Source organism: Halobacteriovorax marinus SJ, assembly GCF_000210915.2.
Taxonomy (GTDB): Bacteria; Bdellovibrionota; Bacteriovoracia; order Bacteriovoracales; family Bacteriovoracaceae; genus Halobacteriovorax; species Halobacteriovorax marinus.
This window is the reverse complement of the sequence record NC_016620.1, coordinates 2,823,649-2,847,528: the sequence shown is the minus strand read 5'-3', so window position 1 is coordinate 2,847,528 and position 23,880 is coordinate 2,823,649. Positions and strand designations below refer to the sequence as shown.

Genomic DNA, 23,880 nt, shown 5'->3' with positions numbered 1-23,880 from the left:
GCCTACGAGGCCTTCTCTTTTATATAAGAAGACTGTAGTGCACATTTGGCGTAATATTGTAGCTTCTTTTTTTGAATAGGTTTATCCATAAAGAATACTTCTTCCCAAATAGATTTTTGATTGAATAGCTTTGGTGAAAAAGCTGTTAAAAATATCATTGGAGTTTCTTTATTCTTAGATGATCCTTGTCTAAGGTAGAGGGCAAATTCTTGTCCATTCATTACTGGCATCTTGTAGTCACAGATGATGAGATCATAATCTTCAAGTTTACAATCTTCAATGGCTTGAACAGCATTTGATACATAATCAATTTCAAATTTATCGTTTAGATATTTATTAACTATTGTATAGATATCTATATCGTCATCTACTAGGAGGAGCTTTTTAAGACCTTTGACTTCGGCTTTCTTTGGTGAGGACTCTTCTGTTGTAGAATCTTCAAAGCTCTCAATTTGATTTTGTAGTTCATCTAGATTTGGCATAAGCGAAATGTCTCCCTTTAATTGTTCGATTGAGCTTTGAATATGTTCACTATAAGTAAGGAGTAAGTCGTAGAACTTACTCGTCATTTCTTTTGAAGAATCTTTTCTATTAATAAGTAGGTCTTCAAGTTGGTGGGTTACCTTTGCTATGGAGTCAAAGTCGGCTGCTTTGGAATTGCCCTTTAGGCTATGGGCAGCTCTGAATAATTCATCTAGGTCTAGTAAGTGAAACTCGTTACTTTGCAAATAATCAATAAGGTCAGATAGAGTATCTTCAAGTTCATTTAAGGTAGATTGTTTTAATTCAATTTCAAATTCATCCATGCTCTACTACTCGGTTAATTTTGTTTACTTGCTTAGCCTATAATAGCTGAAAATGAGAAATATATTATTGGGATATATTGTTAGTTGGTTTTTATTCTTTAACTGCCAATAATAGTCGCTACTATCAAATAAGACGTTGAAATTAAGTTTATTGAATATATTAAATTAAAATTCGAATTATCAGTCGGTTAAAGGAATTAACTATTAGAATTCTTTAAATTCATAAGAAATCTTATTAATTGGCCTACAATAGTACTCAATTAATTAACAATTGCACGTTGGATGTTTTATGAAATCTTTAAAGATAAATTTTATCGCTATTGCTTTGCTCGTTGCTCCTTTAGTAGAGGCGAGAAAGTCAGAGAAGAGGCATGCTCATAAAGAGAGAGTATCGCTCTCTGCAAGCTATAAGGTTCCAGAAAACTCTCTATCTATTCAAGGTTTAGTCCAGATTCCACGCTATATAAGAATGAAGAACGCTCGTGGAACCCTAGGTAAGTATAAAGTTTTTGTAGACCTCGACAATAGTGTTTCATGTTTGTACTCGCCTAAAAGACTTCCGTTAGCACAACTTCTAACCAGTGATTATAAGCTCTATTTAGATAGTTGTAGTGATGGTTATGATAGTAGAAAGGTTAGAGAAGTTTTTGATCAAATAACATTGAGATTAGAGGGAAGAACATTTTTTACAAGTAGAAATTTTTCAATAACAGCAAACTTCTTAGTAGAGGAAGCTGTAAGTGAAGTTGAAGGAATCGAGTTTGAAGGAATAAGTCCTGTTGTTGGGCAGATTCTTCAGTTTGATGGAAACCTTTGGGTGCCGACTGATATGCCAGAGGGAACTCAAGGTGAAAAGGGAGATAAGGGAGACCAAGGTGAAATGGGCCCTCAGGGGATTCAAGGTCCTCAAGGTGAAATGGGACCAAGAGGTCTCCAAGGTGAAGCTGGAGAACAAGGACCACAAGGTATTGCTGGTGCGCCAGGAGCTCAAGGTCTTCAAGGTATACAAGGTGAAGTTGGACCAGCTGGTCCGCAAGGGCCACAAGGGCTTGCAGGTGCTGCCGGAGCAAAAGGTGAGAAAGGGGATAAGGGCGATAAAGGTGATAAAGGCGACAAAGGTGATGTAGGTCCACAAGGTCCTCAGGGGATTCAAGGTGTTGCTGGTGTTGCTGGAGCAAAAGGCGATAAGGGTGACCAAGGTGAGCGTGGAGAGAAAGGGGAGCAAGGAGAAATGGGACCACAGGGGCCTCAGGGAATCCAAGGCCCACAAGGGGAAGTTGGTGCTCAAGGACCGCAAGGTTTAGCTGGTGCTATTGGGCCACAAGGACCTCAAGGTCCACAGGGTCTTGCTGGAGCTGATGGAGCTCAAGGTATTCAAGGTGAAAAGGGTGAGAAAGGTGATAAGGGTGATAAAGGTGAAGACGCTAATGTAAACCTCTCTTCAGGTGTTGGTATCGTAGGTGCCATTGAGAATGGAAATGGTGAAATTAGTGTTGATGTAGGTACAAGCGCTGGGAAAATTGTTCAAGTAGGGACTGATGGAAAGATTGCAGCGTCATTAATTCCAGAGACAGGAGTTCAAAGAAAAATTGCTTATGTTAAAGATGTTAAGCCAAACGGAACTCACGGTGGAGACTGTACAGAGGGAAGTTATCTAACAAGAGATTTAAATACTGTTGAGGGAGATAATTCTTTTGTTTCAGTTTCTGGTAATCAGATGTATCTCTCTCCAGGGACTTATCATATTCACGGTGTTGTTCCGGGATACTTTGATAATATTCATAAATCAAAATTAGTAAATATGACAACAGGTGAGAATGTTCTAATAGGGACAACTCAAAGATCTCACACTAGTTACGGAAGTGTGTCGAACTCAGATTTCATGGGAATTATAACTGTTACTGAGGCGAGTGCATTTCAGGTTCAACATAGATGTACTGTTACTAGAACTATAGTTGGTTTTGGGATCGCCGCAAGCTTTGGTGACGATGAAATCTATACTCAAATTAGAGTCGAAAAAGTAGAATAAGTTAATATCTTGTCATTGTAGAAGGGTTCCTTATAATGGATATATGCACTGCTTTTGGGCCCTTCTATTTCTCATTATTTTAACTCCTCGAGCGATGGGCGCTGAATTTGGCGACGGAAGTGATGGAGCCTGTAACTTCACAGTAGCACTCGATACTGACGTGAAAGATACTTACAATTGTACGAGTGTCTCTATTTCTTCTATTTCAGTTACCGGATCAAAGGCCTTAATTATCAAATCAACATCATCGGTTACAGTTACTGGAAATCTCTCCCTTGTTGGTGGAGACGGCGGTAATGGAAGTGCTGTTGCTGGTTCAAGTGCTGGAAGCGCTGGAGCTGGAGGTTTTGCAGGAGGAAGTTGCCCTACAATTTCTTCTTCTGGAAATGACGGGCAAAGTGGTGGAAATGATGGAGAGGGTAAAGGTGGAGATGTTGCAACACACTTAGGTTTTGGCGATGCCGGCGGAGGTGGTGGTGGCGGTGGCCGCTATGGAACGGAGACTCTTCCCGATGATGGAGAAGCTGGAGAGGACGATCTAGGGGGAGCAGTTGCTGCAGGAGCTGCTGGTTCATCTAGTTATGGACCAGAGTCAAACTTTGAGAATATCTTCTTAGGAGGCTCTGGTGGTGGAGCTGGTGGAGGTGGTGCTGCTACAGGAGCAGGAACTCCTCATTCTGGTGGTGCAGGTGGCGGCGGTGGCGGATCTGGTGGAGCAGTCTTTTTGCAGGCTTCTGGTGATATAAGAATTAATGGGACAGTTAGTGCTGATGGTGGAAGTGCAGGGGATGGAACTTTTACAACAAATAATGACGGTGGAAAAGGTGGTAGTGGAAGAATTCGCTACGACGATGGAGATGGAATTATAACGGGAACAGGTTCAACCTCTCCGAGCGCTTCAATTAATACATTTGTCTCTTCATCAACCAGTGCTGTATCAAGTGCTAGTTATGACTCTTCAATTTCTTGTGGAAGAATTGATTTAGATGAGAGTGAGAAAATGAAATATATGCTCTTAACTCTAATAATGACTTTTTCAATAGCGTATATTGTATCTAAGAAAGCTCATCATATTTGATATTGTAAAGTCACTACTTTCAACGCTTGCAGAGTACTTCTCATATCCAAGACCTACACTAAAGAACTTATTTTTCTTATAGTTAAAATCAAAAGTATTAATTAACTTCATAGAACTTAATTTACCAATGGTGTACTCGAAACGTAAGCGATTTCGATTTTCTAAAAAGACAGAATTGTATTGAATTGAAATAGGTAAGAGAATGGATGTTTGGTCAACGGAGACAACTGTATTAACATCTCTTTGATAGCTAGAGAACTTACTAAATCCAAGTCCTGCATTTAGAAATAGACTCTTTGTTAGAGCATATTGATAAGTGGATTGAATAGATAGTACTCCATAGCTTTGATCTTCAAAGACCTTTCCTGAGAATCTTCTTAGTTGTGAATTAAAGTCTCCCCAATTAGTTTCAGAGAAGTTTCCTATTTCTATTGATGTGAAGATAGGGTCTTTGGCATTTACTGTGTAGCTCTGATGCTCTTGCTTGGCACTAGAAAGAGTGAAGTCATAGCGAAAATAGAGATGATCTCTTTCTTTAAAAGAGCTTTTATCTTTAAATATAAGTATATTCTTTGCTTCTTTTGGCTGGGCCAGTGTTGGCGGATCTTTCTTAGGAGCAATTTGAAAAGAGCTTACTTTACTCTCTATAGACCTATTATATTTATTAAAAGAGGTGACTTTCCAAAAATACTTTCCTTTTGAGAGGGAGATATTATACAAGTTCTTTGTTGCTGTTCTCATGAGGTATGTCGTTTCAAAATTAATGTCTTTTGAAACTATAAGTTGATACTTTACCGCCTGACTTGATTTACTCCACCTAAATCTTATTCTTCTCTTTTCTCCTCTGTAGGTAGAGTTATTTGATGGGAGATTTAATTTCACATTTTCGATTTTTTTTACTTCTTCTGGAAGTTTAAGAATCAGTTTAGAAATATTTGAGAACTCACTTTTTCTATTCCAGTGATCAAGAGTAGAAATTCTCCAGTAGTAAATACCTTCCTCAAAATTATTCAACTTAAAAGCATTCTCACTAACTTCTTCCTTTATCACAATTTCTTTAAGTTCAGGGTCTTTGTATATCTCAAGGTAGTACTTCTTAGTGTCTACAACTTTTTTCCAGCGGATGGTTGCTTGTGTTGTCTCTTCACTTGCAGATACAGAAGGTATAATAAGATCAATAATTTTAGTGAATATATTCTTAATGGAATTGAAGATCGAGTTAATCTTAAGCTCAATTTCAACCTCATCGTCTAGTATAGGACGAACTGGCGGAGGGGTAGGGCTAATTGTAACTCTTTGGGGGCTACCGTAGTATGCTTCCTTACCAGGGATTTCAACTTTCGTTCTCCAGTAGTACGTTCCAATTTGTGGAACACTAACTTCTATAGAATTCGTTCTTACACTTGCAGATTTCTCAATACTCTTGAAGTTTGAATCTTTTGAAAGTTCGAATTGATAAGAAACAACTCTCTGATCTCGTGTTCTTAAGTCTTCCCATTTAAATTGAACTTTCTTACTAGGTCTATTGATGACTAATTTAGTTCCATCTCTTGGGATAGAACTCGTGTCATATAGATTTATATGTACAATATTAGCTTTGGAATATTCTGTTTCTCTATTAAGGGGATCAATTAACTTTACCCTCCAGAAGTACTTTCCACTTTTCTTCATTCTAAAAAGAATAGAGTTTGTTGTTAGGGTATTTGAGAAAACAATATCTTTGAAGTTCTGATCCTTAGATATTTCTAAAAGATAACGATCGCTATTTCGTCCAGACCATCTAAATTCTGCTTTAGAATTTGGAAAAACAATAATTTCATGATCATTCTCAGGGGTAATAAGATTTACTGGAGGGGGAAGGGGAGGGTTCTTAACAATAAAAATTCCCTCTTTTGACCATTTTGAAGCAGGAGAGTTTAAAGGTCTAACTTTCCAATTATAAATACCTTCTCTAGAATATATGAAATTGAAAAAGTTCTTTCCACTTACAATTTCTCTTTTTCCGTTAATCTCAATTTCAAAGTCGTTAAAGTATTGATCAACCCAAGTGAGAAGGAGGGAAGACTCTTTGTTTAAGAACTCAATTTCCTCTTTGTCGAAAGCAGAGGTGAGAGTCGTGGAGACCTCTGGGAGAACCTCTAGACGATGGGTTAGACTCGTTTTATTTCCTTCGACGATTCTCCAGTAATACTGTCCTGTCATTAGAGGTAATTCGATATTATTCTTTGTTAAGGACTTTCTCTGTATAATTCTCTTAAAGTTATAGTCTTTAGCAATTTGAATTATTGGGGATTTTGTACCTGACCATTTAAATGCTACTTTCTTAGTTTTATCACCAATAAAAACTCTTGCCCCACTAGTTGGAAAATCTATTTGTGCAATAGTATTTTCAACTTCGATATTCTTTCCTTTCTGTTTAAGAATTTGTCCTTTACTACCTGTTGTCTCTTTATTGTCATGTGAGATGCTGACACTACCATCTAGGATGGATAGAGAAGATTGATTATTTTCTGTCGTAATTTGAACTTTAGCCTTATTACTTTGAAGACGAAGAGTTTTATCCCCAAGTTTTATACTAATTTCTTTTTTACTATCACCAAGTTCAGCAATGATAAATCCCTTCTCCACTGAGATTTCATTTGTTTTAGAGAATTGAGATAGAGAGAGTAGTGTACTTTGTGAGATATTAATTTTTGCTCCATCAGAGAGCGCAATCTTAGCTGTAGAACCTTGATGAGTATAAATCTGATCGCTTTGATCAAGATCTTCTCCCATATGTGCATTCTTCCAAAAGAGGCTTGTTCCTCTTTTTGTTCGTACTGTATTTGTTGTTTGAGTTATTTTAGCAATGGATTCTCTAATCTCATTGGTCAAAGTAAGTTGGTCGGCCACTAGGTAGTAACTACTTATGAGAAAGCAGATAAATGTAAAGGGAATTAGGAAGTAATCAAGCTTCTTATAGTTCATTTCACAACGTGGAGCTTTTGCCCGTCTTTAATTTTTCACTACTTAGATAGATAATCATATTGTAATGATAAATGAGTGAGGCATTTTTGAGTAGAAGGGTAGTTTTTCCTCTAAAGATAAAGCTAGTTGTGATAATGGCAGCTCTTTTGGTGAGTTCTATTTCTCTCTATGCAATCTTTGCTCTTAACTTATTTGAAAAAGATAAGTCGGCTTATATCTATGGAAATAGTAGTGAGGCCAATCTCTCTTTCAATAATCGAGTATCTAATTATCTATCTTCCACTTTTGATAAGTTACAAATTTTAAGTTACATGCCAATTGAAAAAGTAGGGGATATTCTTGGTAATTACCAAGATGTTCTACATCTAGATATTTATAAAGATGGAGAGCAAAAGAGCTCGTTCTACAATCAAAGCCAAATTGAAAACTTAGGTCATTCTGTGGAGGAGTACAAGAGAATAGTAGGCAGTCTCAATATTCAAGATATAAACGGCTTCATAATTTTCAAAGATCAATTGGAGAGCTACTTAGTATTAAAATACTTCAATAAGGAGAATTCTCTTAATTTAGTAATGTTCTTACGTACAAATTACTTAGAGAGTATCCTATCTTCATTCTCTCAATATGACTCTTATATACTTAATCCTGATGGAACTGCTTTCTTTGGTGATATATCTAAAAATTACTTCGATGAGATAAAAGAAAAGTCTCTAAAAGAGGCCACAATTGAAGTTGATACAGTTGAACCAAAAATCCTATCGTATATTATCGATGCGAAATTTAAATTAATATTTATTTCTGAAATTTCAAAAAAAGAAGCTTATAAGGTTAATGAGTACTTATTAGGGAAATCTAAGATTTTTGGTCTTGTTCTGCTTTCTCTTTCAGGGTTTATTGCTCTTTTGTTTTCGAGATCGCTAACATCTCCACTTGAAAAATTATATGATTTAACACTTTCAATCTCAAAAGGTGAATTTACGAAAAAGGCCGAGATTAGTTCTAGGGATGAAATTGGAGCACTTGGAGATTCATTTAATTATATGAGTGAAGAAATTCTTCGCTATATGGATGAGATGAAAGAGAAGGCACGTCTTGAAAATGAAATTGAGACGGCTAAGTATGTTCAATCTACATATTTTCCAAATGAGAACTTAGGCCTAAACTCTTTCAATATATCCTCTTTTTATAAACCAGCTAGTGAGTGTGGTGGAGATTGGTGGGGATATTATGAGAGTGATAAATTTCTCACAGTTGTGATTACCGATGCTACTGGACATGGAGTTCCTGCAGCACTACTAACCGCTACGGCCCATTGTTGTCTAGAGAACTTGAAGCAAGGCGATGAAAGTATTATTCGTTCTCCAGAGAAAGTTCTCGAGTTCATGAACCGCTCCATTCAGTGCTTAGAAGGTAAGATGTTGATGACCGCATTTTGCTGTGTCTTTGATAAGGAGAGGGGAGAGGTTCTCTACTCTAATGCTTCTCACAATCCTCCTCTCTATAGGGGTTTTGATTACGACGTAAATGCTAAGAACAACTTTAAGCCGCTTTTAGGAAGTAATGGCCCAAGGCTTGGGCACAAGGGATTTGGGGATTATAAAGTAGATAGCATTGATATTAGTGAAGTTGAAAGAGTCCTTCTATTTACAGATGGAATTCTAGAGTCAAAAAATAGTGAAGATCGTGACTATGGGCAGAGAAGATTCTTAAAGAGTCTTAATGCAAATATAGCTGAAGCTAATGATGTGTTCAGGGATAATATTGTCAGTGGTGCATTTGATTTCTATGGAGATATTCCAATTGATGATGATGTTACAATAGTAAGTGTAAAGTCTGAAGATATTAAGAAAGAGGAAGCCACAAAGAGTGGTAATATTGATGATTCTGAATTGAAAACTCTACTTAATAAAAATCTTAAAGAAGAATGTAAGAAGTACGTAACTGATAAAGTTATAAATGATTCTAGATTTGTTTTTATTTCCTCTAGGGAGGACTGCGAGAATATCTCTATATTAAAAGAGAATGAAAGCATTAATCATCTTGTTGGAAGAAATTCTCCGCACCTCGTTCATGAAATTCAACACAATATTGAAAATTACAAAGAATCGCTCTCTCTTGGAGAGTATCTAGGGGAAGCTCATTTTCACAATACAACAGTTCGTGAGAAGTCAGACTTTGAGAAGATCAATAATTTACTTGGGACTCTTGATGCTGATGGATACTTTGAAAGTCCAATTGATTACTTGAAGATCATTAGTAATGAATTACTTACAAATGCACTTTACCACTCAGGAAAAGGCAGTGTCTTCAATGAGCGCTCAGAAATGGATCGTCAGTCATCTCCACTCTTAGGAGAGGATGAGCATATAGACTATTCTCTTGCAGTTGGAAGAGAGTTTATTGCAATCTGTGTGATTGATTTTACTGGTCGTCTAGATCGAGAAGTTATTGTTTCTAATTTGGAAAGAAGCTTTAGGGAGCGCGAACATCAAAATAAGAATGGAGGAGCAGGGTTAGGATTATTTCTAGCTTTTTCATATTCTAATCAGTTTATTGTCAGGAGAAGACCTGGTGTAAGTACTGAAGTCATATGCATAATTGAAAAAAATAAGAGATTTAAAACATATAAAGAAAGGATAACTTCTTTTCATTATTTTGAAGAACAGGAAAAGGTATGAGCGAAGGATTAAAGATAACAATAGGACAAGAGGGGGATGGCCTCTTGATTTCATTTGAAGGTTTGATTGATGAGGATTCTAATTTCTCGGAGCTTGATGGAAAGATTAAAGGGAAAGTTATTTTCGACTTTGAGAAAGTGTCTTTAATAAACTCTTGCGGAATAAGAGAGTGGGTTAACTTTCTTGAGTCTGTTGATAAGGACTCTGTACTTGTTTATAGAAATTGTCGTCAAATCATTATAGAGCAGATCAATATGGTACATGGGTTCATTAGAGAGGGTGCAACTGTAGAGTCATTCTATGCTCCTTACTATTGCGAGGACTGTGATAAAGAATTTAAAATGCACTTAAAAGTATCTGACGTAAAAGGATTAAGTGCACCGGCCGTAAAGTGTCCTGATTGCGGAAGTGATGAAATGGAGTTTGATGCTATTGAAGAGCAGTATTTTCAATTTATAAAGTAGAGCAGATTATGAGAGAAGATAAGAGTTATTTAGATCAATTATTTGAACCAGTAATTATTGTAAATCAATCTAAGCAATTAGTTTATTATAATCATTACTTTTCAACATTCTCAGGTCTTTCCCCGAGAAAGATTAAGAAAATAGAAGATATTTCAAATTTGTTTACTTCCGTAGATAAGAGAATCGATTTAATCTCGCACTTCGAAGAAGTACTGTCTTCAGGACATCCTTTTGTTAGTAAAGAAGGAGAAATTCAATTCCACCAATCTAGTGATATTATAAATTGTGTAGTGAAAATTAATAAGGTGTCTGATGAGGAGTATTTAATTTGCTTTAATGATCTCTCAATAGAGAAATCTATTTACGACAAATACCGAAAGCAAGTTGAGGAACTAAAGGTTTCTTATAAGCAATTAGTTCATGCAGATAAATTGAAAAGTATTGGAGAGCTGTCAGCGGGAATTTCCCATGAAATAAGTAATCCTTTAACAATCGCCTCTGGGAACACTGAAATCTTAGAGATATTATTGGCCGAGCAAGTAGGTGTTGAATCTAAGGAAGATATACTGGAATCAATTTCCAATATACAGAACTCACTTCTAAGAATTAATAAAATAACTCTTAATATGAAGAAGTTTATTCATGAAGGAGTTAAACAGAAGAAGTTTGTCTCTGTAAAAAACTTAATTGAATCATCAGTCAGTCTAGTCGCGTCGTCGTATGAGAGACAGAGTGTGAGTTTATTAATTGATTCAAGCACTGATATCTCGGCCTATGTCGATGAATTGGCCATTGAGCAAGTTCTTGTAAACCTTTTAAAAAATGCGCTAGATTCTGTTGTTCAATCAAATAATAAGAAGAAAGAGGTTTCTATTAAGGCCTCCTCAAGAGAAGAAAGTGATTCATTTACTATAGAAGTCATTGATAGTGGAAATGGAGTTGATAAAGAGAATGTAGAAAGTATTTTTAATCCGTTCTTTACAACAAAGGAACTAGGAGAGGGAACAGGTATGGGTCTTTCACTATCCTCTCAGATTATTGATGAGCATCAGGGTTCAATAAAGTTGGGTGAGAATAGGAAAGAGCACTGCTCTTTTATAATAGAGCTTCCATCTGCTGAAATTAGTAATTATCTAGAGATTCAAGCTAAGATCTCTAATATTGATACATCTTCTACAACTAAAGTCCTTGTTTTAGATGAGGACTATGATCATTTAAATTTCTTCATTGCTCTAAATGGTGAAAGAGGAACTTCATTTATTGTTTCAAGAAGTGCTTCAAAGTCTCTAGACCTTCTAGAGAATATTGAAATTGATAAAATAATTATTAGTAAGAATCTACACTCAAAGCTAGATATTAAAAAAGTTTCTTCTTTAAATGAGAAGATTGAATTTTACCTAATTGCGAGTGAAGAAGATAAGAAAATTAAAGGAATCCAAGGTTATGTAAGTTTACCTCTGGATAAAGAGAGTGTTTTAACAAGTCTTTCAATTGCTGCTGGAGAAGGTCATGAAGAAGAAGAAGTTTAGTGTTCTTGTGATTGATGATGAAGAGAAAATTTGTAAAATCATTAAGATTTTTCTAGATATGTCTTCTCGCTTCAGTAATGTTGTTCTAGCTAAAGATGCCCTCGAAGGTATGATGAAGTTAAATAATCAAGAGTTTGACTTAATCATTGTAGATAAATCTATGCCTAATCGTACAGGGCTTGAATTTATAGAGAACTTGAAAAAATCATTTAAGCTTGGAAAGGTAAAAGTACTGTTAATCTCTGGGTGTTTAACTAAAGAGGAAACCTTATTTGCAATGAAGCTAGGGGTGAAGAATATCTTAGTAAAGCCTTTTAATCGTCAAAAGCTTATGGAAAAGATTGGTACTATTCTAGATATCTAAAAACTCCAACTCACATTTATTCCTCCTCCATCATCTACGATGATTGGGGAGAAGAAGTAGGGCATACCATCCTTATAGTTATAGTAGGTACCCCATCCGTAAGCGGCTCCAATTGTCGCACCTAGAACCACATCGTGCAGGTAGTGAAAGTCATCATTAATTCGGCTAATTGAGATGAAACCGGCTAGTCCATAAGCAGCGCCGCCCCAGTACCAACCATGTCTAGCGGCTACAACAGAAGCAAAAGCAAATGAAGCAGCAGAATGTCCAGAAGGGAATGAATCGTCATCGTCAGGATATCCAGGTCTCTTTTCACTTACTAGTAACTTACCAACAACAATGAGAGAGGTTGAGTAAATCGAAGCCTTGGCCATATGCTCACCATTTTGCATACTTTCATTACTTTCTCCAAAGTAACCATGTCCCAAGTAGGCGAGTGCATAGAAAGTATTTAAAAAACCTTGTCCTGCGATATCCCCAATAATTCCGTACTTCCCAAATGGTTGAGCTTCTTTTAGTGACTCTCTCTTGCGATAAGTTCTACTAGACTTATTTGCATAAACCATTAGCGTCGCGGCTGCACCACTCATTGTAATATATTTTGCGTCAGTAGTAATTGGGCTTGCGAAATCGCTGTACCACGATCTTTTCTTTGCAAGACTTGAAATCGAGAATATTAATGTAAAAATAATTAGAAAAGTTTTTATCAAAATATTAACCACCAGCTTAATCTGTGTTCATCACTGTCTATTTCATATTCTATGGCCCTAGAGAGGTCCTCTTCAATTGAGTTGAAGTATGATTCTCTATTTAAATAGAACCATGAGATTCCTTGAGAGTTTGAAATTTTAAAATTGATTTTTAGGCCAATCTCTACAGCATAACCCTTGTCACTATAGCGACTAAAGTAGCTATTCTTAGTGTTGTAATCAGTCATTGAAGAGTAGGCAGAGAGTACGTGAATAGAGAATCTCTCAAAAATTAATCCAGGGTTAAATCTGAGACCAACTTCTGTGAAAGCTTCAATTGTATCTTCAGCACCAGAGTCTAGTCTCACTTCTTTCTTTCCAAAGATAGTAGAATAAATATCTCCTGCTACTTCAAAGTTACTTCGTTGGTATCTATAAAGGTAACTAAATGAGAGTTCATTTCTACCAGTAAAGAACTCATGTGCTTTAGGTTCGATAATTTTTGGTCTCAGCGAAAAGAGAAAAGCGTGCTTAAATTCTTTACCAGGATAGTCTAGCCAGTAGTAACCTTTAAAAAGTGGCTCTCTTGGGCCATGGCTACTTTGCTTCTTATCTGGGATATGTGAAAGACTGCCTGAATAGTTTTCTGAGTAAGTTCCATCAACTAATAATTGTAATTCAATAGCAAAAGTAAACTGGTTGCTGAAAGCTTTTTTATAGTTAAGAGTCTGAACATAACCCTTCTGTTCACTCATATCTATAATGTCACTGTCTTTCTCATAAGTTTTCTCGTCTTCCCAAGTTCCTGTTGAGAGAATGAGAGCACTTTGCCCTTTTTTTAGATAAGGGTGTATACTTAGATGTTCAAATGCATTTGCATGTATAATAAATAAGAAAGCGATTATAAATTTCATGCACGAATTATAGTAAGTTTATTGTGGAATTGGAATATTAAATAAGGGTAGAAAGGAATGCTGATTAATTTTATTGAACCACGTAAGATATTAAAATTAATAAAGTTTTGGCCACCTTATTTAGGAGCAGGAGTTTACGTCAAGAGTATAAGTGAAGACTTCACTGAAGTTGAGACAAGAATGAAGCAGAGATTCTACAATACAAATTATGTAGGGAGCCACTTTGGAGGCTCTCTTTACTCAATGTGCGATCCCTTTCTGATGTTTATTTTACTTCATCATTTAAAAGATGAGCATATAGTATGGGATAAAAGTGCTTCTATAAATTATCTGCGACCAGCTAAGGGAGAGGTTCGCGCGAAGTTCTATGTTTCTTTAGAAGAAATAGAATCTATTAGGAAAGCTTGCCTTAATAATTTCAGTTATGAGCCTGAGTACACGGTCGAAATAATTGATAGTGAAAATAAAGTCGTAGCGTCTGTAAACAAAGTTCTCTATGTCAGAAGAAAGGATGCTAAGAAACTGTTTAAGAAAGTCTAATTTTTATCATCAAAATTTAACTTTATTTACCTAGTATTGCCCGGCTTATAGGAGTAGTCTTGCAATATGTCTAGAACAATTGAAAAATCACTTTTGCTTATACTAGGTGCATTGGCTGCCTTTGGACCCATGACTATTGATCTCTATCTGCCGGCCTTTGTTGAAATAGGTAAAGATCTACTCGTCCCAACTGAAGATATACAGTACTCTCTAACATCTTTCTTGGCAGGACTCTCAATTGGACAATTAATTTATGGACCAATATCTGACAGGTTTGGGAGAAAGAAACCACTCCTAATTGGTATCACCATTTTTATAATTACCTCTATTTTCATTTCAATGGTTAAATCTCTAGAAGCTCTCGTTATTTTACGCTTTATCCAAGCTCTTGGGTCTTGTGTTGGAATGGTTATCACTAGGGCCATTATTAGAGACCTTTATGAACCAAGAGATGCAGCAAAAGTATTCTCTTTAATTATTCTCGTTATGGGTGTCGCACCTATCATCGCACCTTTACTTGGAACACAGATATTGCTCTTTTCGACTTGGAGAATGTTATTTATTTTCTTAGCAGTATTTGGTGCAGTGACTCTATTGGGCTCAATAGTTAAAATCCCAGAGTCTCTTAAAGTCGTTGTTCCAATTAAAAAAGGATTTGTAAATTACTATGAGTTGTTAAGAGATAGACAGTTCCTTATGGCGAGCTTTGTTTGTGGAACAATAACTGCGGGGATGTTTTCTTATATTGCTGGTAGTGCATTTATATTTTTAAATATTTTTAAAGTGTCGGCAACTGCATATCCAATCATCTTTGGCTCAAATGCACTTGGCTTTATTATTTGTTCTCAAATAAATGCTAGATTATTAAATCATTATTCAATTGATTCAATTTTAGAGAAAGCTATATTTTTTGCGATTGTCGCTGCTGCTTGTACGTTAATCTCAATTGGTTTACATCTTGATCTTATTTACTTTTTAATCCCACTATTTTGCTCAATTGCTTCAATTGGTTTTATTATTCCAAATATTACTGCGAAGGCTCTGGAGTTTCAGCACGAAAGAGCGGCGGTTGCTTCCGCGATGATGGGGAGTATTCAATTTAGCATATCTTCTTTAGGGTCTGTGTTAGTGACTATTTTTGCCAATGGAACAGCATGGCCTATGGTACTAACATTATTTACTTTTAATGCCCTTACTTTCTCATTTTACTTCTTTGGACTTAGGTCTTATGAGAAGAAATTATGCATGTAGTAAATAGCACATGCCTGTGATAGTCTTAAATAAAGTTTTCTCGGGAATTAAATTGAAGGCCATACTAATCTTACTCTTTTCTTTGATATCATTCGAAGCCCATAGCAAGGTACGCGTAGCTTTATTTGATGTCGCTCCATTTAGTTATATTAATGAGAATGGGAAATTGGATGGGCTCGTTTATAATCTCTGTAAGAAGATTGAAAAAGAATCTAATCTTGAATTCACTTATACTTTAGTTCCGTATGCGAGAGCGATTAAGCTCTTAAAGGACGGAGAAATGGATATGGCGATTTTCTATCCATCCTCTAAATATAAGAAAGACTTTGACCAGCTTACTCCAACTCTTGGAAATATAAATTATCTTGTTTCGCTTAAAGATATTCAGATAAAGAAACTATCCGATATAGGTTCTAGAAAAATTGCATTTATTAGAGGTGCGAAGTATTCACCTGGGTTTGATGCACTAGAGAAGCCTGGAACAGTTTTTATGCAAGACTATAGTAAAGCATTACAGATGCTCTTACTAAATAGAGTTGATATTGTGGTCATATCATCTGCGGCATTTAAGTACTTTATTTCTGAAAATAAATTAGATGCTCAGAAGAGCTTTAATACCTTCATGCTCAATGAGCAGAAAAACTGGATTCACTTAAGAAAAGGTATCTCCAATGAGATTAAGTCAGCACTCGAGCAGGCCAATGAAAAAGTGATCAAATCAAACCAATATGAGAGTCTAGAAGATTTATTTTAGCTAACTACTTGAAATCTAACGAAATTTTAAATTGTTAACTTAGTTAACATGTAAATTAAATTGTCTCAAATTAGTAAATATGTTAACTATGTAGTTAATATGTTAACTAAGGTGTGACTATGAGTAAAATTAAAATCGAGGGCGTAGACATCAACATTATTGGAGCTATGGCCCGCTCAATTAGATTTTTGGAAAAAATGATTACCGGCTCAGTAGAGAAGTACTCTCTGACTAAGCCTCAATTAGATGTTCTCTTTGTTATTAAATATGCTGATGGGAATAGTTTGAAGGCAACTGAGATAGCTGAGGAGTTATGTGTTTCTAAAGCAAATATCTCAGGACTAATCGCAAGACTTGAATCATCAAATTACATTCAAAGGGGAGTCGATCCTGAAGATTCAAGAGCAAAAGTTCTTCTTCTTACAGAGAAGGCCCATGTGGTTTTAAACGAAATATCTCCTAAGTATTTCAGAATGACAGAAGATATTCTTGAAAAATTCTCTAAGGAAGAGAAAGAGAAGTTACTAGAACAATTAGAATATATTGAATCGTGTATGAAAAAAGGGGGAGTACATGATGAGAAATAAATTTAAATCTCTTATATGCATTACGAGTTTTGCTTTGAGTCCACTTAGTTTTGCTCAAGTTGTGAACTTAAATGAAGCAAAGGTTATAGAGATGGCCTTGAAAAGAAATGAGGCCATGGGGATCTCACAAGCAGAGATTGAAATTGCTAACTCTAAAATTGATGCTGCAACATCATCTCTTCTTCCTACTCTATCAATACAAGCGCAGGTGCAAAAATCTTCTGGAAGAGGGAATGCTGCTCCTAATGCTTATGATTGGAATGAGAGAGCGACTATTGGTGTGAGTCAGCCCATTTATACTTTTGGAAAAATAAGTAGTGCAATTGATATTGCTAAAGTTAGTCAGAAGATAAGTAAATCTCAAGCACTAGCTACTAAAGCTGATATCGTAAATACTGCAAGAAAACTATATTATAGAGTTCTTTTCAGTAGTGATATTCTAAGAGTTTCAAAAGAGTCATTTGAAAATGCAAATCAGAATAAGAAGACTTTAGAGAAAAGAGTTGCCTACGGAAGAATAAGTCGTAACGATAATTTGAAGATGCAGGCAGATGTTGCAAGTAGAAAGCCTTTACTTATAGATTCTGAAAAAAATCTTAATATTGCTAAATTTGATTTAATGAACTTTATCAATATTCCAGAGAGTAGTGAACTTAATCTTGAAGTTAATTCGCTTAGAAAAGTTTCATTAAGTGAAGACGATGGGCTAAGTACTGTTGAGAATAATATAGATATTAAAATATTGACTGAGAATTTAAAGTTAAGCGAATTGGCAGTTGATAATGAAAGATCAAATAGAATGCCAACCCTTAGTGCGTTCGCAAACTTCACACCATCTAACTATAAAGATGGATTTCTTGGGGACAAAATCAAAGACCAAAAAGATTTAACTTTTGGGGTGATGTTTACTTTTGAATGGCCATTTGGTGGATCACTAAATGATGCTGTCCAGATTAAGAAGACACAATCAAGAATCGCTAAGCTTCAACTGGATATGGAAACAAGAAACCAAAGAGTGAAGTTACTTAAGCTTTATCGTCAAAAAGAAAGTTTAGAGAGAAAGTTAGAATCTGAGTTACGTGCTATTGAGCTGGCTTTGTCATCTTATAAAGTTTCTCTAGGTGCTTTCGCTACAGGTGGAGTTTCTCAACTTCAGCTAAACGATAGTGAACTTCTTCTGACAAATAATAAAATTAACTACGCAGGTACAAAGCTAGAGCTTTTAAACACTATGGTTGATATTCAAAGAATTAAGACTGAAAGCTCGAAGAGGGGTGAGTAATGAAGAGAATATTATTTCTTTTAATAATTGGTGCCATCTACGCTGGGAGTCTCATCTGGAAAGGTGAGCAGGTGAAGATTGCTAAGAATAAAGATGTGCCGACTCTCTATCGATACTGGCAAGAGAGTGGAACACCTGTTTACACAGAGAAAGCAGTTGAGAGATCACTTTCAGATACTATTGCTGTGACTGGGCTTAGAACAACTGGAAGAAGAGTAAAGTCTTTAGTTGCACCAAGGATTGCCTCTAAACTTAGTGTTGGAGCAATTGCAAGAATTACTAAGGATAATACAATTTACAATGGAAAGGTTACTTTCATCTCTAATCAAGTTGATGAACTTTCTGGGCTATTTGAAATTGTAATCACTTTTTCAAAGAATGTTGTGACATCTAAATCTGTGGTTGTTCAAGTGGAAATAGGACACTTGGACCGATCAGTAGTTGTTAAGAGAGAAGCTGTATCTACTAGAGGTGGTAAACCACACCTTTATATTGTTAAGAATAATCAAATTTCTAAAAAGTTTGTTTCTCTAGGTGGGAATAATGACGACTATTACGCAATATCTTCGGGCGTAAAGGTCGGTGATGAAATTGTGATTAGTGACCAAAGGTACTTAAAAGATCAACAGAAAGTACTTGTCGTAAAGAGAGTGGAGTAAATTATGATTGAAATATTTGTAAAGCGTCCCGCAACGACGATTATCTTTATTGCAATATTTATGGTGATGGGACTTGTGTCAATAGGGAATTTAATTATTGAACCTACTCCTAAAATTGAGTTTCCAATTATCACAATACAGACAACCTATGGTGGAGCCTCTCCTGAAGAGATTGAAACTCAGGTTTTAAAAAGAGTGGAAGATGCCGTATCTGAGATTTCTCAAATTAAGAAGATATCTTCTGAGGCGAGAGATAGTTACGGTGTTGTTATAATTGAATTTTTAATCGAAGCAGATGTTAATATTAAGTCGATTGAGGTTAAAGATAAAGTTGAAGCAATAATGAACGACTTCCCAAGTGGAGCCGATAGACCAATTATTGCAAAATTTGACCCTTTAATTAAACCAATTGCAACTCTCGCTTTAATGAGTGATAAGCATAATCTTACAGAACTCTTTGAATATGCAGATAAAAAACTAAAAACAAGGTTATCTGCGATTAATGGTGTTGCGACTGTCGATGTCTTTGGTGGTCGAGAGAGACAAATTAATGTTGAGTTAGATAATAATTTAATGATTCAAAATTATCTTTCGATTGAAGACGTTATCAATTCTGTTTCGAGCAAGAACTTAAATGTTCCAGGTGGGTCAATAAATAGAAAAGACTCAAAAGTAAGTGTTCGATTTGTTGGTGAATTTGAAAGTGTTGAAGAAATTAAAAATCTCTCAATTGTCTCAAGAGAGGGACGAACTATAAAGCTTTCATCAGTAGGTACTGTAAGTGATAGTTATAAAGATGTTGACTCTATTGCAAGATTCAATGGAAAGGACACAGTGGGTATTGCTGTTAAGAAACTATCTGATGGTGACGCTGTAAAAATCGTTGGAACTTTAAAAAGTGACTTAGAAGTCATTAAAAAAGAGTTACCAGAGGGAATGAAGTTAGAGATTGCTGTTGATACAACTAGGGTTACAGTTGATAATACAGTTGGAACAATTAACAGTATTCTTCTAGGTGTTGTTCTTACAATTATTATTCTCTTGGTTTTCTTAGGTGATTGGAGAGGTGCAATCATTGCAGCTGTCGTTATTCCAACATCGATTATCTCGACATTCTTTATTATGGATATGTCTGACTTTTCAATTAATATGATGACTCTACTTGCTTTTGGGACTTGTTTAGGGACACTAATTGCAAATGCTCTGATTATTATTGAAAGTATTTATAAGCACCTTCAAATGGGAAAAGACCCACAACTTGCCTCAATTGATGGAACTAAGGAAGTTCTTCTTGCTATCTTTGCTTCTTCTGGGACTAACCTTGTTGTATTTACGCCACTTGCATTTATGGGAGGTATTGTAGGTCAATTCATGGTTCAATTTGGTATGACTGTTGTTTATGCAACAATCTTCTCTATTATGGCATCTGTGACACTTACTCCAATGCTTTGTTCAATACTCTTAAAGGATCCTTCAAGGTTAAAGGGACCATTTCCTTTTATTGCTAAAATAACTGATAGAGTAATCGCTTGGATTACAACTCAATATAAATGGTTCTTTGATAAAATGATGGACTGGCCAATTACAGCGACAATTCTTTCATTAGCCGTATTTTTCACAATCGTAGTTCCTGCTGGACAGCTCGGTTCTGAATTTGTTCCAAAGTCGGATAGAGATGAGTATACAGTGACTGTTGTTATGCCTGATGGGACACCTGTTGAGAAAACTGGTGAAGTTGTTGCCAAGATTGATGTACTACTAAAAGAATATCCTGAAGTTACAAGTACTCTCTCTGATATTGGATATGATGGTGAGGAGAAGGCGAGAGTAACTGTTAGCTTAACTCCTGCTGAGTCTAGAGAGAAGAGTTACGACGTTCTTATGGCCGAGCTTCTCATTGATTTAGCAAAAATTCCTGAAGCTGAAGTCACATTATCTGGGGGGGACTCTGGTTCAGGTGGTCAAGGGGATATTACAATTGATGTTACTGGACGTAATTTTGAAGAAATGGCTAAAGCTTCTGAGAAAATGAAAGAGATTATGGCCAATAGTGGCTACTTTGGTTCTATTGAAAGCTCTTATAGAATTCCAAAAATGGAAGTTCAGTTTAACCCAGATGCTTCAAAGATTATCAGGCAAGGTCTTTCAAATGTTCAAATTGGGCAAGTGATTAGAGGTCTCGTTAATGGTAATGATGACTCTGTTTATAAAGAAGAGGGTGAGGAATATGATATCAACATCACTCTTGGAGATGATTTTAAGAAAAATGTTGAAGACTTTGATTCGTTCCTTATTCATGGAAAAGATGGATTAATTCCAATCGCTTCACTTGGTAAGGTTGAATTTACTGAGGCTACTTCTCCTTTAAAGAGAAGGGATAAGAAGAGTATCATTCAGCTCAATGGTTATCTCGCAAAGTCGAATACAGGTACAGTGATGGGTGAGCTCACTAAGAAATTTTCAGAGTTAGATCTTCCTGAATCTGTAGAATACGCCTATACAGGAAATGCTGAAAACCAAGCTGAATCATCACAGGAGTTAGGTAAGGCCTTTATGCTGGCAGTTATCTTAACTTATATGCTACTTGTTGCAGTTTTAGATTCTTTTGTTTTTCCAATCTCAATTGGATCAGCGATTCTAACTTCATTCTTAGGATCATTCGCGCTGATGTTCTATACAGATCAAACGGTGAATATTGGATCTATGATGGCGATGGTTATGGTTGTTGGTCTAGCAGTTAATAATGCGATCTTAATGATTGAATATGCTCAACAGAAAATAGCTGAAGGAATAGAAGTTCGAGAAGCAATTTGGCTAGGAGCCAAAGAGAAGCTTAAGCCAATTCTTATGACATCAATTGCTATTATCGCTGGTACTCTACCGCAGCTCTTTGCTCTAGATAAAATCAAGTCAGCAATGGGGGCAGTAATCATCGGTGGTATGATTGGATCAATTATCTTCACTTACTTCTTAGTACCAATAGTTCATTACTTGGTTTATAAAGTTAAGAATTTAATTGCAAAGTTTCGAAATAAAGAAGTGATATCTTAGAAGGAAGGGGGCCCATCTAGGGCCCTTTTTTTATAGCATCCACTGAAATTCAATTAAATGATTTCCACTAACGTCGTCACATTGACCAGAAAGTTTTTTTAGAAATAGCATTGAGATAAATGCATTGTACTTGATTCTATATCTGAAACCTTCAGACATAATCTCATCAAGATTTTTCTTAACCTCAAGACACTTTGGTGTATTAGTCATGTATGAGTTTTCAAAAGTAAGAATAGTCTCACCTTTCTTTCTCGAGTAGTCAGCTGAGTAGAGGCATTCTCCATCAAGAGTTTTTACGTCAATAATTGCTCTTCTTGTTGAACTTGAAATTCCTAAATTAGTAAATTCCACTTCAAGCTCTGCTAATTCATTTGGGGCATCGACTTTATCTCTAAAGCTCTTACAAGCAAAGTTAGTAAAATCTGTTACAAATTTCATGTCATTTGCTTGAGGGGCTACTTCCGAAGCACTGGCAAATGATGAATATAGCATAATCGCCATTAATATATGTCTCATATTATTTCTCCTTGTGAGGAAAAATTAAGGTTTTATTTTGGTTTGGTAAAGAATTTCGAGCAGATGGGTAAAGTTTATATTTATTTATAATTTGAGGTAGTAGAAAGATAAAATTGAAGTACAATAGATTTATTTAGTAATTTATTTTACAGGTATGCTTTGCACTTTAACTTATTGTTTATATTAACCTTAATTCTAAGTTCTTCATCTGGGTTCGCTCAGAAGGATTCTCCTAAGATTGAAAAGGTGATCAATATTTGCGCAGAGGATACTGGGTGGCTTCCTTATTCTAGTCCAGTAAGAGACTCAGCAACAGGAGAGTTTGATGTTCTTGGCTTTAATCGAGATGTGGCAGAAGCTGTATTTTCTCGTGTTGGAATTAAGTTTAAATTTGTTGTTAAGCCTTGGCAAAGATGTTTAAAGGAAGCTATTGAGGGCGGAGTCGACATTGTATTAGATGCTGCTTCCAATGAGCAAAGAAGAAGAGACTACTTACTTACTACTCCAATATATACAATGACTCCTGCATATTTCTTTCATAAAAGCTTCGAAGCAAGTTTAAGAGATAAGACTGCCAAACAGATTGTCTCAAGTCAGCCAATTTGTGGGCAGACTGGATATACGTATACAAATTTTGGAATTCCTAACGAGGAAGTAAAGAAGCTTTCTAAGGCGCTAGGAAGAATCATTGATCTTGTAAGTGAGAGAAGATGTAAAGTAGGCTTAACGAGATTAGAGGTTTTAAAACGAGAGTTACCTAACTATAAAGAGTATACAGATATTGCATATTCAGAAATAAAAGGGGCCAAGAAGGAAAATTTCTACTGGCTTATTAATAGGCAGAACAAATTCTCGGAAGAGTTAAAGAAACTAATTGATCGTGAGTATGAGCAATTAACTAAAAAAGGTGTAATTTCAAAACTTAAAAGTAAGTATAATCTCTAAATTCTATATTTTCTAAACTCATGCTGAGTAAGATGATCCATACGTTTACACCACTTAAATAAGTTATTTGACTGCCTCACTTTCTCTTTAAATTTATGAATATGTGGATTGCACATTAAAAAGATAAAACTAAAGATTGCAATATCTGTAGTAGAAACAGTATCTCCAAAAAAGAACTCATGATCTTTTAATTGATTATCAAAATGCTCAATAAGTTTAAAGACATGATTATCATACTCTACTCGAGGAATATTAATACTAGAGCAGTGGTCTACCCATTGGGACATAAGTTGAGAAATTTGATTGAGGTCGCTATCTTTAATCTCTGAGTGAGTCGATTTGAAATCTTTAAAAAATCTCTTTCTTGTTTCTTCACAGGTGTAGACATAGTTTACATATAGTCCAAGCAGTGTAGTTGTTGCCCACTGAAATGTAATCGTTTGAACTAAGCTATAGTCCGGAAATATAAGATCCTTTTCCACTTTATTAATATGCTTACGACAATACTCTATAATTTCAGGACAAGTTAATTTCTTACCGCCCATATCTAAGATCGGAATTGTTTTGGCTTCTATATCTAATTTCTTTGCTTGCTCAGGAAGCTTTACCCATTGAACATCAAAATCAATCTCACAATAACTGAGCAGTCTAATAATAAAGTGACAGCGAACAGAGATTGTCTCAACGTGAGAGTCTCCAAACCAAAGTATTAACTTATTCTTATTCATATTTAGATTATATAGTATCTCTAATTCTAAACAAGAAAAATTAAGGACA

Annotated in this window: 20 protein-coding genes; 14 read left to right on the top strand and 6 right to left on the bottom strand. The window is 35.6% G+C overall.

The window, feature by feature from the left end:
- Positions 1-2: 2 nt before the first annotated feature.
- On the bottom strand, positions 3-806 hold the full coding sequence (locus BMS_RS13610) for an ATP-binding response regulator (protein ID WP_014245402.1): 804 nt from the start codon (positions 804-806) through the stop codon (positions 3-5).
- Positions 807-1,095: 289 nt separating this feature from the next.
- On the opposite strand from BMS_RS13610, the gene BMS_RS17955 reads away from it, so the two are divergent.
- On the top strand, positions 1,096-2,835 hold the full coding sequence (locus BMS_RS17955; protein ID WP_052590701.1) for a collagen-like domain-containing protein: 1,740 nt from the start codon (positions 1,096-1,098) through the stop codon (positions 2,833-2,835).
- A gap of 43 nt (positions 2,836-2,878) precedes the next feature.
- Complete coding sequence (locus BMS_RS17140; protein ID WP_014245400.1) at positions 2,879-3,913, top strand: hypothetical protein; 1,035 nt, start codon at positions 2,879-2,881, stop codon at positions 3,911-3,913.
- Here BMS_RS17140 and BMS_RS13595 read toward each other — a convergent pair.
- On the bottom strand, positions 3,872-6,880 hold the full coding sequence (locus BMS_RS13595; protein WP_014245399.1) for a FecR domain-containing protein: 3,009 nt from the start codon (positions 6,878-6,880) through the stop codon (positions 3,872-3,874). The genes BMS_RS17140 and BMS_RS13595 overlap by 42 nt on opposite strands.
- A 71-nt stretch (positions 6,881-6,951) precedes the next feature.
- Between BMS_RS13595 and BMS_RS13590 the strand changes: the two genes are divergently transcribed.
- Genes BMS_RS13590 through BMS_RS13575 form a run of 4 tightly spaced genes read left to right on the top strand, consistent with a single transcriptional unit; the run spans position 6,952 to position 11,915 of the window.
- Entirely contained in the window at positions 6,952-9,558 is a 2,607-nt protein-coding gene (locus BMS_RS13590) for a SpoIIE family protein phosphatase (RefSeq protein ID WP_014245398.1), read from the top strand.
- A complete protein-coding gene (locus BMS_RS13585; RefSeq protein ID WP_014245397.1) occupies positions 9,555-10,022 on the top strand; it encodes an FmdB family zinc ribbon protein in 468 nt (155 codons plus the stop codon). The genes BMS_RS13590 and BMS_RS13585 overlap by 4 nt, the downstream gene beginning before the upstream one ends.
- 8 nt (positions 10,023-10,030) lie before the next feature.
- Positions 10,031-11,551, top strand: coding sequence for a sensor histidine kinase (locus tag BMS_RS13580; protein ID WP_014245396.1), 1,521 nt, complete (start codon positions 10,031-10,033; stop codon positions 11,549-11,551).
- A complete protein-coding gene (locus BMS_RS13575) occupies positions 11,532-11,915 on the top strand; it encodes a response regulator (RefSeq protein WP_014245395.1) in 384 nt (127 codons plus the stop codon). The genes BMS_RS13580 and BMS_RS13575 overlap by 20 nt, the downstream gene beginning before the upstream one ends.
- Here BMS_RS13575 and BMS_RS17135 read toward each other — a convergent pair.
- The gene (locus tag BMS_RS17135; protein ID WP_157868291.1) at positions 11,912-12,625 is read right to left on the bottom strand and encodes a phosphatase PAP2 family protein; all 714 of its coding nucleotides are present in this window, start codon (positions 12,623-12,625) and stop codon (positions 11,912-11,914) included. The two genes, BMS_RS13575 and BMS_RS17135, sit on opposite strands and share 4 nt — an antisense overlap.
- Positions 12,622-13,518, bottom strand: a complete 897-nt coding sequence (locus tag BMS_RS13565) for a hypothetical protein (protein WP_014245393.1) — start codon at positions 13,516-13,518, stop codon at positions 12,622-12,624. The genes BMS_RS17135 and BMS_RS13565 overlap by 4 nt, the downstream gene beginning before the upstream one ends.
- 57 nt (positions 13,519-13,575) lie before the next feature.
- Between BMS_RS13565 and BMS_RS13560 the strand changes: the two genes are divergently transcribed.
- From BMS_RS13560 to BMS_RS13530, 7 genes are all read left to right on the top strand, one after another.
- Positions 13,576-14,058: a DUF4442 domain-containing protein gene (locus BMS_RS13560; RefSeq protein ID WP_014245392.1), complete on the top strand. Its 483-nt coding sequence runs from the start codon at positions 13,576-13,578 to the stop codon at positions 14,056-14,058.
- A 66-nt stretch (positions 14,059-14,124) separates the two neighbouring features.
- Positions 14,125-15,309, top strand: a complete 1,185-nt coding sequence (locus BMS_RS13555) for a multidrug effflux MFS transporter (protein ID WP_014245391.1) — start codon at positions 14,125-14,127, stop codon at positions 15,307-15,309.
- A gap of 52 nt (positions 15,310-15,361) precedes the next feature.
- Positions 15,362-16,063 carry a substrate-binding periplasmic protein gene (locus BMS_RS13550; protein WP_162137853.1) on the top strand — a complete coding sequence of 234 codons (702 nt, stop codon included), beginning with the start codon at positions 15,362-15,364 and terminating at the stop codon, positions 16,061-16,063.
- Positions 16,064-16,182: 119 nt separating this feature from the next.
- On the top strand, positions 16,183-16,650 hold the full coding sequence (locus tag BMS_RS13545) for a MarR family winged helix-turn-helix transcriptional regulator (RefSeq protein ID WP_044557630.1): 468 nt from the start codon (positions 16,183-16,185) through the stop codon (positions 16,648-16,650).
- Positions 16,637-17,932, top strand: a complete 1,296-nt coding sequence (locus BMS_RS13540) for a TolC family protein (protein WP_014245388.1) — start codon at positions 16,637-16,639, stop codon at positions 17,930-17,932. Before BMS_RS13545 ends, BMS_RS13540 begins: the two co-directional genes overlap by 14 nt.
- Complete coding sequence (locus BMS_RS13535) at positions 17,932-18,591, top strand: efflux RND transporter periplasmic adaptor subunit (protein ID WP_014245387.1); 660 nt, start codon at positions 17,932-17,934, stop codon at positions 18,589-18,591. Before BMS_RS13540 ends, BMS_RS13535 begins: the two co-directional genes overlap by 1 nt.
- 3 nt (positions 18,592-18,594) lie before the next feature.
- Positions 18,595-21,642 (top strand): efflux RND transporter permease subunit, encoded by a 3,048-nt coding sequence (locus BMS_RS13530; protein ID WP_014245386.1) that lies wholly within the window; start codon positions 18,595-18,597, stop codon positions 21,640-21,642.
- 30 nt (positions 21,643-21,672) lie between these two features.
- On the opposite strand, the gene BMS_RS13525 is transcribed toward BMS_RS13530, so the two are convergent.
- Entirely contained in the window at positions 21,673-22,158 is a 486-nt protein-coding gene (locus BMS_RS13525; protein WP_014245385.1) for a hypothetical protein, read from the bottom strand.
- 174 nt (positions 22,159-22,332) lie between these two features.
- Between BMS_RS13525 and BMS_RS13520 the strand changes: the two genes are divergently transcribed.
- Positions 22,333-23,103, top strand: coding sequence for a substrate-binding periplasmic protein (locus tag BMS_RS13520; protein ID WP_157868289.1), 771 nt, complete (start codon positions 22,333-22,335; stop codon positions 23,101-23,103).
- On the opposite strand, the gene BMS_RS13515 is transcribed toward BMS_RS13520, so the two are convergent.
- Complete coding sequence (locus BMS_RS13515; protein WP_014245383.1) at positions 23,100-23,831, bottom strand: glutathione S-transferase C-terminal domain-containing protein; 732 nt, start codon at positions 23,829-23,831, stop codon at positions 23,100-23,102. The two genes, BMS_RS13520 and BMS_RS13515, sit on opposite strands and share 4 nt — an antisense overlap.
- Between the last annotated feature and the right edge of the window lie 49 nt (positions 23,832-23,880).